15 protein-coding genes and 1 pseudogene are annotated in these 13,874 nt (G+C 57.4%); 13 read left to right on the top strand and 3 right to left on the bottom strand.

Annotated features, from left to right (window positions below):
* Positions 1-76: 76 nt before the first annotated feature.
* Together QA645_RS32665 and QA645_RS32660 are read right to left on the bottom strand one after the other, a co-directional pair.
* Positions 77-400, bottom strand: coding sequence for a site-specific integrase (locus QA645_RS32665; protein WP_283045376.1), 324 nt, complete (start codon positions 398-400; stop codon positions 77-79).
* Between the two features lie 45 nt (positions 401-445).
* Entirely contained in the window at positions 446-1,015 is a 570-nt protein-coding gene (locus QA645_RS32660; RefSeq protein WP_283045375.1) for a tyrosine-type recombinase/integrase, read from the bottom strand.
* Positions 1,016-1,361: 346 nt separating this feature from the next.
* Between QA645_RS32660 and QA645_RS32655 the strand changes: the two genes are divergently transcribed.
* The 3 genes and pseudogenes from QA645_RS32655 (at position 1,362) to QA645_RS32645 (ending at position 2,648) form a co-directional block, all read left to right on the top strand.
* Positions 1,362-1,745 (top strand): hypothetical protein, encoded by a 384-nt coding sequence (locus tag QA645_RS32655; RefSeq protein WP_283045374.1) that lies wholly within the window; start codon positions 1,362-1,364, stop codon positions 1,743-1,745.
* 34 nt (positions 1,746-1,779) lie between these two features.
* Positions 1,780-2,313: pseudogene (locus tag QA645_RS32650) on the top strand (SMP-30/gluconolactonase/LRE family protein); the annotation flags it as partial.
* A 116-nt stretch (positions 2,314-2,429) separates the two neighbouring features.
* A complete protein-coding gene (locus QA645_RS32645) occupies positions 2,430-2,648 on the top strand; it encodes a hypothetical protein (protein WP_283045373.1) in 219 nt (72 codons plus the stop codon).
* Positions 2,649-2,690: 42 nt separating this feature from the next.
* Here the strand turns inward: QA645_RS32645 and QA645_RS32640 are convergent, their stop codons facing one another.
* Positions 2,691-3,452 carry a dienelactone hydrolase family protein gene (locus tag QA645_RS32640; RefSeq protein ID WP_283045372.1) on the bottom strand — a complete coding sequence of 254 codons (762 nt, stop codon included), beginning with the start codon at positions 3,450-3,452 and terminating at the stop codon, positions 2,691-2,693.
* A 66-nt stretch (positions 3,453-3,518) separates the two neighbouring features.
* Between QA645_RS32640 and QA645_RS32635 the strand changes: the two genes are divergently transcribed.
* The 10 genes from QA645_RS32635 to QA645_RS32590 all read left to right on the top strand — a co-directional run bounded on the left by QA645_RS32635 (position 3,519) and on the right by QA645_RS32590 (position 13,846).
* Complete coding sequence (locus tag QA645_RS32635; RefSeq protein WP_283045371.1) at positions 3,519-4,697, top strand: CoA transferase; 1,179 nt, start codon at positions 3,519-3,521, stop codon at positions 4,695-4,697.
* A 51-nt stretch (positions 4,698-4,748) separates the two neighbouring features.
* Positions 4,749-5,498 carry a citryl-CoA lyase gene (locus QA645_RS32630; protein WP_283045370.1) on the top strand — a complete coding sequence of 250 codons (750 nt, stop codon included), beginning with the start codon at positions 4,749-4,751 and terminating at the stop codon, positions 5,496-5,498.
* A gap of 118 nt (positions 5,499-5,616) precedes the next feature.
* Complete coding sequence (locus tag QA645_RS32625) at positions 5,617-6,822, top strand: ABC transporter substrate-binding protein (RefSeq protein WP_283045369.1); 1,206 nt, start codon at positions 5,617-5,619, stop codon at positions 6,820-6,822.
* Positions 6,823-6,876: 54 nt separating this feature from the next.
* Positions 6,877-7,746, top strand: coding sequence for a branched-chain amino acid ABC transporter permease (locus QA645_RS32620; protein WP_283045368.1), 870 nt, complete (start codon positions 6,877-6,879; stop codon positions 7,744-7,746).
* Positions 7,746-8,711, top strand: coding sequence for a branched-chain amino acid ABC transporter permease (locus tag QA645_RS32615; protein WP_283045367.1), 966 nt, complete (start codon positions 7,746-7,748; stop codon positions 8,709-8,711). Before QA645_RS32620 ends, QA645_RS32615 begins: the two co-directional genes overlap by 1 nt.
* Entirely contained in the window at positions 8,698-9,456 is a 759-nt protein-coding gene (locus QA645_RS32610) for an ABC transporter ATP-binding protein (RefSeq protein WP_283045366.1), read from the top strand. The genes QA645_RS32615 and QA645_RS32610 overlap by 14 nt, the downstream gene beginning before the upstream one ends.
* Positions 9,443-10,138: an ABC transporter ATP-binding protein gene (locus tag QA645_RS32605; protein WP_283045365.1), complete on the top strand. Its 696-nt coding sequence runs from the start codon at positions 9,443-9,445 to the stop codon at positions 10,136-10,138. Before QA645_RS32610 ends, QA645_RS32605 begins: the two co-directional genes overlap by 14 nt.
* 43 nt (positions 10,139-10,181) lie before the next feature.
* Positions 10,182-10,952 (top strand): SDR family oxidoreductase, encoded by a 771-nt coding sequence (locus QA645_RS32600; RefSeq protein WP_283045364.1) that lies wholly within the window; start codon positions 10,182-10,184, stop codon positions 10,950-10,952.
* Positions 10,953-10,974: 22 nt separating this feature from the next.
* Complete coding sequence (locus tag QA645_RS32595) at positions 10,975-12,288, top strand: Rieske 2Fe-2S domain-containing protein (protein ID WP_283045363.1); 1,314 nt, start codon at positions 10,975-10,977, stop codon at positions 12,286-12,288.
* A gap of 343 nt (positions 12,289-12,631) precedes the next feature.
* Positions 12,632-13,846 (top strand): FAD-dependent oxidoreductase, encoded by a 1,215-nt coding sequence (locus QA645_RS32590; protein WP_283045362.1) that lies wholly within the window; start codon positions 12,632-12,634, stop codon positions 13,844-13,846.
* Positions 13,847-13,874: the final 28 nt, after the last annotated feature.

Raw genomic sequence — 13,874 nt, 5'->3', positions numbered from 1 at the left:
TCAATTTTGCTGCCTCATCGGCGCGTGCACCACTGTTGTGTCGGGTTGATCGAGGAGCGCATCCATCTCGGCCTTCTCAAGATAGCCGATCATGGCTTTTGTCGTCTTCTTGAATGATATTGCCCTTATCTCGGAACACCACCAGATGGACCGGCGAATGCATGCCGATGAAGTGTGCCAGGAAATGAATGGTTGCAAGCCGTTGGTTGCGGGTTGCTTCGCTGCATCGGCGATCACGTTCCAGATGATCCAGGAATTTGCGAGCGACTGCCGGTGTCGGCTCCTCCACTGCCATACGATCGATGGCGCAACCTCCCTGCTTGCTTGCAAACAGCAGCAGCAGTTTAAGCGTGTCTCGGTAGCTGGCTTGGGTGTTGCGGGAAAGATTGCGTTCGGCCACCAGCTGCTCCAGCAGGAAACGGCGGACCACGGACCGAGGAGGTTCTCATCCTTCATGGTCGACCCCCATTGAATATTGTGCAAAGCGCTGGCTGGCTGCATCGAGGAGATCCGGCGTCATGTGCAAGTAGCGATGCGTTGAACGGATATCGATGTGTCCAAGATAGGTTGCGAGTTGCGGGAGCAACCGTTGCACGTCTTGACCGGAGCGATACCAGGCAATCACCCGGTGCACGGCAGCAGTATGACGGATATCGTGCAGTCGTGGCGGTCGAAGCTCGCCGATAGGGCAACTGATTCCAGCGGTTCGACGGACATGCTGGAACAAGGAAATGACCCGCTGGTAGCGCCACGGCCGGCCATCGTGCGTGGTGAACAGCGGAGATTCTTCCCCGCGCGACAAAGGGAGAAGGCGCCGGCGTTCGATATGGGCAGCCAGCTCGTAGTTGAGCTTTGGTCCGATCGGCACGAAACGCGTTTTGAGGAACTTCGTGTCGCGGACAGTGATGATCTGCTCGGTCAGATCCACGTCGCGCAAGACCAGGCGAAGCGCCTCACCGATGCGCATACCGCTACCGTAAAGCAGCAGGAGAAGGGTCCGATAGATCACCGGCACCTGAGGCCTTTGCCTAACCTTCAGGACCGAGGGCGCGTGCAGCAGTCGACGTAGCTCTTCCGTCGAATAGACGTACGGCGTCTGTTGCGGTGGCAGCTTCGGGATCGTTGTCGGCTGCGGCGAGAACGCTGCGTGGCCGCGGCTGACGGCGAACCGGTAAAAGCCGCTCAGAACGCTGTGGCGACACGTCCTGGCGGAGCTGAGCGGCCTAGAGAAACGCGGCTACCTCTCTGGAGTAATGTCTGTGATCTCGAGGTTACCCATCACGCGGCAGAACCGGCGCAACAATACCTCGGGGGACTCGAAACGCGTGCCCAATGAGCGCGTCTGGGCCAGATAATTGTTGATGACGTCGATCAACCTCATCCCAGCGACCACCAGCGCAGCAGTTGTGTTCCAGTCCGGCGACGCGCTTCCGCTTCCGAGCGCGAAGGCGGCATCATTGACCGGCGCGGCACAGCAAGAGGTTCTGGTCGGCATTCGCCCTCAGCATTTCAGCCGGGCTGGCGGAGGCCCACTCCGCAACGGAGTGGTCTCCTATTCGGCCATCGCCGATCTCATTCAGCCGACCGGGACCCGCACCTTCACGACCATCAAGATCGGAGGAGTGGATGCGGTTGCCGAGCTGCAGGCCCATGACATCAGCAGCCATGGCGAGCGGATCGACCTCGCCATCGACCTCAATCGCGTGGTGCTGATTGATCCGGCCAACGGCCTCGTCATCGCCTAGCGAACGCCAACAATCGACAGAACGGGAGGAATAAATGGCGTCGAGACTGTTGGCCACCGGGATCGGAGCGCCCGAAGGTCCGGTGTGCCTGCCGGATGGATCGATGTATGTCACGGAGATGTCCGCCTCGACCCTTTGCGTCACGAGGCTTGATTCTCGCGGCAATCGCAGGGTGATCCGAAAGACGGGGGGCCGTCCGAACGGACTGACGACCGATGGGCACGGTGGGATCTGGATTGCGGAAGCCGGTCTTCGGGCGCTGATTTGCATCGACGAGGGCGGAAACGAAGTCCGGCGCATGCACGGCGAAGGCGCGGACCGCTTTCTGTTTCCGAACGACCTCTGCTTTGGTCCGAACGGACTGCTCTACATGACGGATTCCGGAATGGCCGCCGAGGATTTGATCAACGGGCAGGCCTTCGTCGACGGCAATATGGACCTCGACTGGGACGGCCGTGTGTATGAGATCGACCCGACGGCGATGAAGGTGCTGCGTGTCCTCGACCGCAAGATCCGCTTCACCAACGGTAGTGCCTTCGGCCCCGACAATCACCTCTATGCCAACGCGTCCTTCACCGGCGAGATCTACCGATATGACGTGCTCGCCGAGGCTGCGCCGAAACGCGTGGTCTTCGGTAACGTCCTGCAACCCGATGCCAATCCCGATTTCAAAGGCCAGATGGAATGGCCTTTGGCAGGGACGGCCGGCTGTATTGCACGGTCTACCACCAGAAGAACGTCACGGTACTGGACCGCTGGGGCGAAGTGGTCGTGGATGGACCGCAGCCGACGAATTGCGCCTTCACGCTCGAGGGCAGGAAGCTGCGCGTCACCGAAGTCGGCAAGGGCCAGGTCGAGGAGATCGATATGCCCTGCGAAGGTCTGCCGATCAGATCACACTGACCACGGCTTGATAGAAGGAGGCATAAACGTCACTCTTTCATATCACCCAATATGCTGGCGAAGGAAGCTTACGACGCGTGACCTGGCAAGACGATGGGCCTTCTCGTTGAATCGGTCCGTCCGGAACCGATTATAGAATGCATGCTCCGCGTCGGGATAAGTATAGAACTCGTCGTTCGGCGCTGCTCTCTCCGTCACGATTTCGCGAATCCGGTTGATCGTGACCATGGGATTGTGGTTGTCATTTTCACCAAAGTGGAATTGCATCGGGCTTCTCGCCTTCCTGATCTCCTCACCGAGCGAGTCGAGCCGCACTCCGTACATCGAGACCGTGCACGCCACTTCGGTGAGTGAAGCGGCGCGAACGGCCAGGCGACCTCCAAGGCAAAAGCCCACGAGGCCGGGTCGCGACGACTGCTTCAAGTAGTTTGCAAGCCAATCAAGGCTCGCGCAAATATCAGTCGTTCCGACACGTTCATCGAAGCGCTCGGAGAAATCGACTGCCGCTTGTCTTTGGGCAGGATCTTCGCCGTTACCGAGGTCGAGGTCTCGCTGCATTCGCCAATAGATATCAGGCACTAGGGCGGCATAGCCCTCGGTCGCAAAATCGTCGGCAATGGCGCGCATGGCTGGCGTAACGCCGAAGATCTCCTGCAGAACGACTATTCCGCCGCGAGGGGCTTCCCGCGGCAGGGCGAGGTAGCCGCCCATATAGGAGTTGTCGATTTTGATTTTTGCAATCGTTGATGTGGCTTTCATGGCGACCCAGTGCTCCATCCCAACAAAAAGAATATCTGTCGACAAAGGTAGTTTTCCAATATATCCTTTCTGAAGTGGCGGTGAAATGCAACCAAATCGAGCGGGCTAATCATGGACAAAGACGCGCGCAGCTCCCTCACAGGTATTAGGATCATCGAGCTCACTGCGATGATCACTGGACCGCTTGCAGGTACTATGCTTGCCGATCTGGGGGCAGACGTCATCAAGGTGGAAAATCCCCCCGATGGAGATCCCTTTAGGTCGTTTCGGGGGGGAAACTATAGCCCCTACTTCTGCACGTATAATCGGAACAAGAGGAGCGTTGTTCTCAACCTCAAGGACGAGAAGGGGCGCGAAGCATTCCTCAAGCTGATTGGGACCGCCGACGTTCTTATCGAAAACTTTCGAGCAGGCGTCATGGACCGGCTGGGCCTTGGGGTAGCACGCCTGCGCGAGGCGAGTCCGCGCCTCATAATTTGTTCGATCACCGGCTTCGGCGACACGGGGCCTTATGCCGATCGTCCCGCGTATGATGCGGTCGGCCAGGCGCTGAGCGGGATCTCGGGCCTGATGCTCGGGGCAGAGGGGCAAATCACAGGGCCCTCTGTAGTCGACAATCTTACCGGGATGTATGCGAGCTACGCCGTCTTAGGGGCGTTGTTCGAGCGCGAAAGAACCGGCACGGCGAGGACAATTCAGCTGAACATGCTGGAATCGGCCATCGCCTTCATCGCTGATCCGTTTGCGAATTATACCATGGCCGGGATCAAGCCGGATCCGCTGATGCGAGTAAGGGCATCGCAGTCCTACGCGTTGCGCTGCAACGATGGCGCCCTTTTGGCAATTCATATGTCCTCGCCAACCAAATTCTGGATTGGTGTCCAGAAGGCGTTCGATCGATCGGACTTAGGTTCTGATCCAAGGTTTGAGAGCCGCGCTGGCCGTATGGAGAACTACGAGCAGCTGGCGCAGGAGCTCGGGGCTACGGCTAAAACGCAAGAACGCAAATATTGGATTGATCGTTTGGTTGATAACGACGTTCCTCATGCGCCGATCCTTACCTTGCAAGAGGTGATGGATGATGCCCAGGTGCGTCATCTAGATACGTTTACCGAGATAAGCCATCCCGTCCATGGTCCGCACATCACCATCAGGCGTCCGGTTCGGTACGACAGGAGCCGTACGGACCAGCCGTTGAATGCTGCTCCCGACCTCAATGAGCACGCGGCTGAGGTTCTCGGTCCACTGGGTTACTCCACGGAAGCGATCCTGGAGTTGCAGCGCGGATAGTAGGCTCTACGCTCTCGCGCAAACGGTTTCCGAGCTTAGAAAGGTAGAGAAATGGCCACAACCAGGATTGGCAGTCATCCGAACGATGTCGCTCGTCTGCGAATGAGAGGGTGCGATGCGCTGTCTCACGTCGTCGGCGAGATGACCTTTACGCAGGGGTTCTATTTTATCGTGACGGGGCGTCGCCCGACGGAAGCTCAGACCAAGGTCCTCGATGCAGCCCTTTTGATTCTCATGGATCATGGGCTCACGCCCGGGGCGCTCGTCGCTCGCCTGGTGGCAGATTCAAATCCAGACGACGTGCAAATTCCCTTGGCTGCTGGCATTCTGATGGTAGGCAACCGCTTTGCGGGTACGATGACTGGTGCTGGCCGCATCTTAAGCGACGGAATGGCCTTTGAAGGTGAGAAGGCTACCTGGGCCGATCAGGTGGTCCAAGACTTCAAGAAGCAAAAACGGCGCATTCCCGGCTTCGGTCACCAGCAATACACTTCAGGCGATCCTAGGGCTGAACGTCTCTTCAAGATTGCCGGTGACGCGGGAGTGACGGGCGACTACATCTCTCTGATCAAGTTACTAAGCGCGGCTATCGACAAGGACGCCAAGCGGCACATTACACTCAACGTCACCGGTGCGTTAGGTGCCGTTCTTCATGAAATTGAGTTTCCAGTCGGAGCCATGCGGTCGGTTGCGGCAGTCGGGCGCTGCGCAGGGCTGGCAGCTCACATCGAGGAAGAGCGTCAGTCGCCTGTCGGGCCCGAGCTCTTTAATTTTGGCGAAACAATCTCTTACATCGATTGAGTTGCTATATCCCCTATATTCGTCAGATAGGTATGTTGACTACACTATTAAACGAAGCTAGATTGGCTGCCATAGAGATATAGTGCCAACGGCGGCTCCATTCTCTGGGGAGGTTATAATGTCAATAAGCAGAAGATCGCTTTTGGTCAGTTCAGCTGCCGTTTCCGGGAGCGCGTTACTCCCGGGGCTTCTCAAGCCGGCTAGGGCGGAGGCGGGGCCTATCCGGATTGGGGTTCCGACCGGAATTACCGGCAACTGGGCCGCGCTGGGTCAGCAGGTGCAGCGGTCGTGCCGCCTGTTCGCCAAGACCGTGAACGCCAAAGGTGGCATCAATGGTCGGCCCGTCGAATTCATCTATGAGGATACGCAGGGCGATCCTGCTGCGTGTGTGCGTAAGGTAACAGAGCTTGTCGAGCGCGGCGGGGTGAATTTGATCACGGGCATCATTTCGAGCCCTGAATCGCTGGCAGTGATGCCGCGTCTCAACGACTGGAATACCATCTACGTCGGAAGCATTAGCGGAGTCGGGTCAATGACTGCCGCCAACTTTGTGCCGAATGCATTCCGCTCATGTACGTCTGGGCCTATGCGTGCGAGGACGATTGCTCTCTGGTTGGCGGACTCGCCTAAGAAGCGTCACTTCGCGATTGCGCAAGATTATGCTTGGGGCAAAAGCAGCGTTGCGACTTTTGAGAAGCTCATAGCTGATCTGAAGAAGGAGGTCGTAGGACAAGTACTGTCTCCTTTGGGTACCAAAGATTATTCCAGCTTCATTGCCAGGATCAGGGAGGCCAATCCCGAAGTGCTCTACATCGCGATGAGCGGAGATGATGCGACAGCCTTCCTTAAGCAGGCCGCCCAGTACCGTTTGGCCGATCGAATGCAACTTGTAACAGAGGTCTTGGATATTCTGAATATCAGGCCCCTTGGAGATGCTGCGGTCGGACTATACGGCGTTAGTCAGTATAATTTTGGATATGACGCGCCCGGGAATGCGGAGTTCGTTCGGTTGTTTAAGGCCGAGTACAACGATGTTCCGGATACTTATGAGGGTGAGCAATGGCAGGCACTCGCGTTCCTGGCTGAGGCAATCCGCCGGAGCAATTCTACGGACGCCACCGCTGTGCGGGTTGCTCTCGAGGGGCTGGAACTCGATAGCGTCAAGGGCAAGGTGAAGATGCGCGCCTGCGACCATCAGGCCGAGCAGCAGGTCTTCATTGCCAAGGTCGAGAAGACCGACCAGGTGGCGTACCCGGTGCCGAAGATTGGCAACGCCTATGCGATTGATGCGGTGATGCCCGGTTGCCGTAAGGACACTTACTGAGGCGCGGAGATCCAGCTTCTTTCTGAAGGGGCTGGGATTTCGAGGGGTGCGTAGATGATCTCTTGGCAAGTCTTGCTCAATCTGACTTTGAACACCCTCGCTTTGGCGTCGTTGCTTGCGATGCTGACTATGGGCCTCACTCTTATTTTTGGAATATTGCGCATCATGAATTTTGCTCATGGTGCGATCTATATGTTTGGAGCCTATTGCGGCATATCGGCAGCTGCTCTCCTCGGGACTTTCTGGGTGGGATTGTTAGTCGCGCCGTTTGCCGCGGGTCTCCTGGGCTGCATTTTCGAGTTCACCCTCCTGCGGCGGCTTTATCGACGAGATGGTGGTAGCTTTTTGCTGATCACATTCGGCTTGAGCTTGGTTTTGAGCGAGTCGATCCGGCTTATTTGGGGGCCAAACACTCGCGACGTAGAGCTTCCCGAAATACTTTCCGGAGTGCTGTGGATTGGCGACGAACCTTATCCTGCATATCGGATCTTTTTGATCTTGTGGGGGATCCTCGTTCTGTTGGCGCTCACTTACGTGTTCTTGCGCACGCGATTGGGATTGTTGATCCGGGCGATCGCCCAGAATGCGGAAATGACCCAGGCGCTCGGGATCGACGTCGGGCTGATGAGGTCGCTGACGTTTGCCGTTGGCTGCGCGTTCGCGGGTCTCGGTGGCTATCTCGCGGTGCCGCTGATTACGGGCTACATCGGCATGGGCGGGGCGGCAATCATAGACTCGTTTGTTATCGTCATGATCGGCGGCATGGGGAGCTTGTTCGGCTCTGTTGCTGGTAGCGTCCTGGTCGCGCTCACGCAGACGTTCGGCAATTTCTATCTTCCGGAATTGGCACTAGTTGCGACCTATCTGCTGATGATTGGGGTGCTTCTGTATCGGCCTGGCGGATTGTTCGGAGAGCAAGACTAATGAAGTACGCAGTACCAGTCGTCGCACTTCTATTGTCGGCGCCGTTCTTTCTTCCCGGCTTTCACGTTACCCTTTTGACCGAGATCCTGATCTTCGCCCTGTTTGCGATGAGTCTCGATGTCCAAGTGGGCTACGCCCGTATGTTCTCGTTTGGGCACGCGGCGCCCTACGGGGTCGGAGCTTACGTGGCGGCCTTCGCTTTGGTCGTCGGTAAGTTGCCACTGCCGATCGCCATCTTGATTGCGGTGGTTGCGGTGTTCATCCTGTCCATCCCGATCGGTTGGCTCTGCACCAGGGCAAGCGGCGTCGCATTCGCGATGCTCACGCTTGCGTTTGCGCAGCTGGCGTTTGCGGTTGCTTTCAAATGGAATGCCGTAACCGGAGGCTCGGACGGAATTTCGGGACTTATCCGAAACCCGGGGCCTTGGGGATTTGCTGGACTGGAATCCCGTGACGGCTATTACTGGCTCACTGTGACCCTTGTGGTGGGTACCGCATGGCTCGCGAGCAGGTTCGTTCGCTCTCCTATGGGGACGGCTATTGTTGCCGTTCGAGAGAACGAGAAGCGGGCTATCGCGATCGGCTACGAGCCGCGTCAGCTTCGGCTGGCTGCGTTCGTGATCTCGAATACAGGCGCTGGTTTGGCAGGCGCGCTCCATGCCGGCTTCTTGTTGTTCGTTTCGCCTGAACTCCTTCATTGGACACTATCCGGCTACGTTCTCGTTGCTGTGGTGCTTGGCGGTAGCGGGACACTGATCGGCCCGATGATCGGTGCGGCGTTGATGGTGATCGGCGGGCATCAATTGAGTGCAATAGCAACGAGTTGGCCGCTCTTTATGGGACTGCTGTTCATGATCGTTGTCGTGGTTGCTCCGAATGGTCTCTGGGGGATCAAGTCCTCAATCTCGAACGCCCTCGCTTTGCGGAAAGCGAGCCGCCTGGAGATGAATCATGTCGCTTCTTGAGTGCAAGGGATTGACCAAGAAGTGGGGCGCACTTGCTGCGGTGAGTGATGTCGATATCGTCGTTGGAACTGGCGAGGTCGTCGCGCTAATCGGACCGAATGGCGCCGGCAAGTCTACTCTGTTCGATCTGATTGCCGGTAGGATACAGAAGACCTCAGGCGCTGTGTCGTTTTGCGGCGATCGGGTGGATAGTCTGTCCGCTGCGGCTCTCACTCGTCGTGGTCTGAGCAGAACCTATCAGATCACGACGCTGTTCCCCAGCCTCACAGTTCTCGAGAATGTCAGGCTGGCGGTGCAGGCTTGCAACTCGGCGCGTAGTCATCCGTTGTTCTCAAAGTCCCTTCATGAATCTACAACGAGCGAAGCACTCGAATGGCTAGTCAAAGTAGGTTTGCGCGAAAGGGCCAATTCACTCGCTGGTCAGTTGTCGCACGGAGACCAACGGCTAACTGAAATTGCGGTCGCTTTGGCAATGCGACCTAAACTTCTGCTGTTGGATGAACCGACGCAGGGAATGTCAGTCGAAGAGACACGCGGCACGGTGGAATTGCTCAAGTCCTTGCTGAAGGATACCCACATCGCTGTTCTGCTCGTTGAGCATGATCTGGAAGTCGTCTTTGGACTTGCGCATCGCATTGTAGTGCTCGATCGGGGCACGAAAATTGCGGATGGTTTACCCGCTGCAGTGAAGGCTGATCCGGTCGTGCAACAAGCGTACCTAGGAGCGGGAAATGTTGCACCTTGATGGTCTGGAGGCGGGCTATGGCAGCGGCAAGGTATTGTTCGGGGTCAACCTGGAGGCACCTGCGGGACAGGTTACCGCGATTATCGGACGCAATGGCGTTGGCAAGACCACGACATTGAAGGCGATACTCGGCTTCTTGGCCGTGTCGGCCGGCAGGATTTCGCTTGATGGCAAGGATCTTAGCCGAAAGCAGGTCCATGATGTGGTTCGTGCTGGCATCGGCTACGTACCCGAAGGTCGACAGATCTTTCCGACTTTGACTGTGTTGGAGAATTTGCGCGTCGGTCAGCGTCGCCCCCCGCAGGTGTGGACGGAGGAGCGCCTTCTTGAGCTATTTCCGAACCTGCGGGAGCGATCCCAGAACCTCGGGCGTGCGCTGTCGGGTGGGGAGCAGCAGATGCTGGCCATCGCCCGTGCGCTCGTAACGGACGTCAAAGTATTGATGCTTGATGAGCCAACTCAGGGCCTCGCGCCGAAGGTTGTGGATCAGATTGGAGATGTAATTCGTCGCCTGAAGGCCGAGGGAGTTGCAGTTCTTCTGGTCGAGCAGAACTTGAATCTTACGGAGAACGTGGCCGATCGGATTCTTGTCATGTCCAAGGGAAGAATCGTCGAGACTGTGACCGGCGAAGGCTTCAGAACCAATGGTGACGAGATCCGCCATCGATGGCTCACGATCTGATTAGGCGCGTCTAACAGAGTAGAACGACCTAGGAACGATAATCATGGACTTGGACGGTAAGCCACTCCTGGACGGTCAAGCAGCAGTTGTAACCGGTGCTGGTCAAGGTATGGGCAGAGAGATTGCCTTGGCGTTGGCCAAGGCCGGCGCGCGCGTCGTGGTATGCGACATCAACGCTGGGACGATCGAGGCAACGGCGAACGAAATTCAACGACGCGGCGGAACGGCGTGGCCGGTCGCGTGGGACGTATCCGATGCTGCGGATGCTGTGCGCGTAGCGGCCCAGGTGAAGGCGCTTGCTGGCGACATCTCGATACTCGTCAACAATGCGGGAATTCATCGTAGAGGTTTAGTCGGGGCCCCGAACCACGTTGAGACGTGGCGGAGCATCATGGCTGTCAACCTTGATGGCGTGATGTTCGGAATAACCGCGTTTTTGGAGCAGCTAAAGCAGACGCGTGGCTGCATCATCAACTTGGGTTCGATCCAGTCCTTCACGGCGGCGCCCAATGACACCAGCGCGTACACGACGAGCAAGGGCGCGGTTCTTATGTTGACTAAGGCTCTGGCCGTGGAGTTCGCCCAATATGGGATTCGGGTCAACGGAGTGGCTCCTGGATTCATCGAAACACCACAAACGGAAGCGTCTCGCGCAAATCCAGATCGCGTGGCTTTCGTTCTATCTCATACTCCGATGAAGAGGTTCGGACGCGCTGACGAGGTCGCCGGTCCTGTAGTATTTCTTGCCTCGCCAATGGCGAGTTTCGTGAATGGGGTGATGCTGCCAGTCGATGGCGGTTTCCTCACCCTCTGACAACTTTGAAAGGATGCTGACCATGTCACGTACCAACCAAGTTGATGTTCTTTCTCATGTGGGGCCTGGCACCAAGGTCGGCGAGCTCTTTCGCTCCGTTTGGCTTCCGGCGTTGCTGTCCGCACAACTGCCGAAGCCGGGCTGCGCGCCGGTACGTCTGAAGCTCCTCGGTGAGGAACTTCTCGCTTTCCGCAGTGGAAATGGACAGGTCGGTATTGTGCAGGCGAACTGCGCCCACAGGCTGGCGCCGCTCTTCTATGGACGGGTTGAGGAGCAGGGAATTCGTTGTGCCTACCACGGATGGCTGTACGATAAGTCCGGCCAGTGTTTGGACATGCAGAACGAGTCAGACAAGGCGGTCTGTACCAAAGTCAAGATCAAGTCCTATACGGCGGCGGAGCAGGCAGACGTCATCTGGGTCTATATGGGGCAAGATGCGCCGCCGGAACTGCCGAAATTTCCGTGGATGGGCCTGCCCAAATCGCAGCGAAATGCAACGGTCTGGATCCAGGAGTCCAACTGGCTCCAAGGCATGGAGGGCGAGCTCGACAGCTCGCACGTTTCGATCCTTCATACCAATCCGGCCACCATGGCTACATCGCCGGTACATCAACACTATTCCGCCTCGGACCTGTCGCCGAAGCTGTACGCCAAGAACACGGCTATCGGCGTCCTTGCGATCGCGCGCCGAAACGCCGAGCGCCAGTTCTACTGGCGTGTATCTCAGTTCATGGTGCCCGCGTTCAGCTCCATTCCCAGCGCAGATTTCCCAATTGGCGGTCGCGCGTTCATTCCGATTGACGATCACAACACGTACACGTGGGACTTTAACTACTATGATAAGGGCGACTTGCCAGAGGCCTTCCTGGACTACGTCGGAAAGGGCCTCGCATTCCCGCCAGAGAGCACGTATCAGCCCTTCAAGCTGAATACTGGGGCGATCATCGACACGTACGTTCCCGTCCGCACGGCCCAGAACAACTACCTAATCAACCGGGAAGGGCAGAGCCTGTCCAGCCCGACCGGCATCCATGGTCTTAACGATCAAGACCGGGCCATGCAGGAAGGAATGCTTGCGCTCGAAGGTAGCAGCGGTCGCATTGTCGACCGGGGCAAGGAGTTCCTTGTGAATGCGGACATTGGCATCGTTCGTGCACGCCGCCGAATACTGGACATTGTGCAGGACGACGCAAGCCTCGCAAAGTTCAAGCAGACCATCAAAGACGGCACGGCCTATGCGGCTAGACCACTCGATGTTGTGTCTGAACATGGCGAGCTTGACGCCTTTTTGACGCAACACGATGGGCAGCTGACACCTAAGCGTGAAGCGGCCTGAACAGAAGCCTCGATTATCGGAAGAGAACATGGCCTGGCAGTGTGTGACGACCCGTAACAAGGTATCGCCAAGTACGCCGTTTGCGTTCTCCGTTGGAGAACGCAACTTCGCGATCTTTCAGGTCGCCTCAACCTACTACGCTTTGGATAATGTCTGTCCGCATGCGTTCGCCCTGATGTCGGACGGCTTCGTGGAGGGGGACACCGTCGAGTGTCCCCTGCATGGAGCTCTTTTTCATATTCCGAGCGGTCGTTGCCTCGGGCCTCCTGCAGATGCAGATCTGAGGTCCTACCCAGTTCGATTGGAAGACGAACAGATCCTCGTGGATGTGTGATCGCTCGCTATGCAAGTAACAGGAAATGGCAAGCAATACATTATCGTGGGTGCGGGACAGGCTGGGGGTTGGGCTGCCCGAACGCTCCGCGAACGTGGTTTCGCCGGCCGAATAGTGCTTGTTGGCCAGGAGGATCATCCGCCCTATGAGCGCCCGCCTCTTTCGAAAGAGGTCCTCGTCTCGGGGAAGGACCCAGCGGGCACCTATCTGTTGACGACGGAAAAGCTACGCGAGTTCGACATCGACGTGCGCAGATCCACCGCCATAGCCATCGTCCGGTCCGGACGCGAGATTCTGCTCCAAAGAGGAGAGGAGATTCCATATGATCGGTTGTTGCTGGCCACGGGAGCCCGGCCCAGAACACTTTCCATTCCTGGAGCCGATCTCAAAGGCATTCATTACCTTCGCACAATTGAAGATAGCTTGCGCATTCGTCAATCGCTCGGGGCGGCCAACCATCTTTTGGTGGTAGGAGGTGGTTGGATCGGATTGGAGGTAGCTGCAGCCGCCATTGCTTTGGGTGTGCCGGTGACTCTGGTAGAGGCGGGCGATCAGTTGTGCGGTCGGTCGCTGCCAAAACCAACGGCTGCGTTCTTCCAGGAACTCCACACCGGTCGCGGCGTAGACGTGCGGCTGAACGCAAAGCTCGTTACGTTCGAGGGCAACGGCACCGTTGAACGAGCGCTCTTTGCCGACGGTCAGTCCGTGCAGACTGCTATTGTGGTCGTCGGAGTGGGGGTGGAACCGAACGTCGAGCTGGCTGTTGGCTGCGGACTCAGTGTGGACAATGGCATCGTAGTGGACGAGACCACCCGTACCTCCGATCCCGCGATATTTGCTGCCGGCGACGTCGCGAGCCACCCGGTCGATCGGGTTGGCCTCCGACATCGTCTTGAAACCTGGCACAACGCGCAAAATCAGGGAATTGTAGCCGCTAAGGCCATGCTGGATGAGGACGCGAGATATCGCGAGATGCCCTGGTTCTGGTCGGATCAGTTCGATCTCAATTTTCAGATGTTGGGGATACCTGGTCGGTCTGACGACATTTACGTCAAGGGCGACTGTGGAACCGGTCGCTTTGTTCAGTACTTCGTCGCAGGCGAGCGTATCAACGCTGTCGCCGCTTTCAACAGCCCGCGCGAGTTGCGGGAAGCCAAGCGAATGATGCTGTCCAATTCGCCACTCGACATCTCTGCGCTGACCAGCATGGCGAAAGTGCAATGAGGGCTCCCCACGTTAATTACTATGACGA

The organism is Bradyrhizobium sp. CIAT3101 (assembly GCF_029714945.1).
Lineage (GTDB): Bacteria > Pseudomonadota > Alphaproteobacteria > Rhizobiales > Xanthobacteraceae > Bradyrhizobium.
This window is presented reverse-complemented; position numbering and strand designations above follow the sequence as displayed.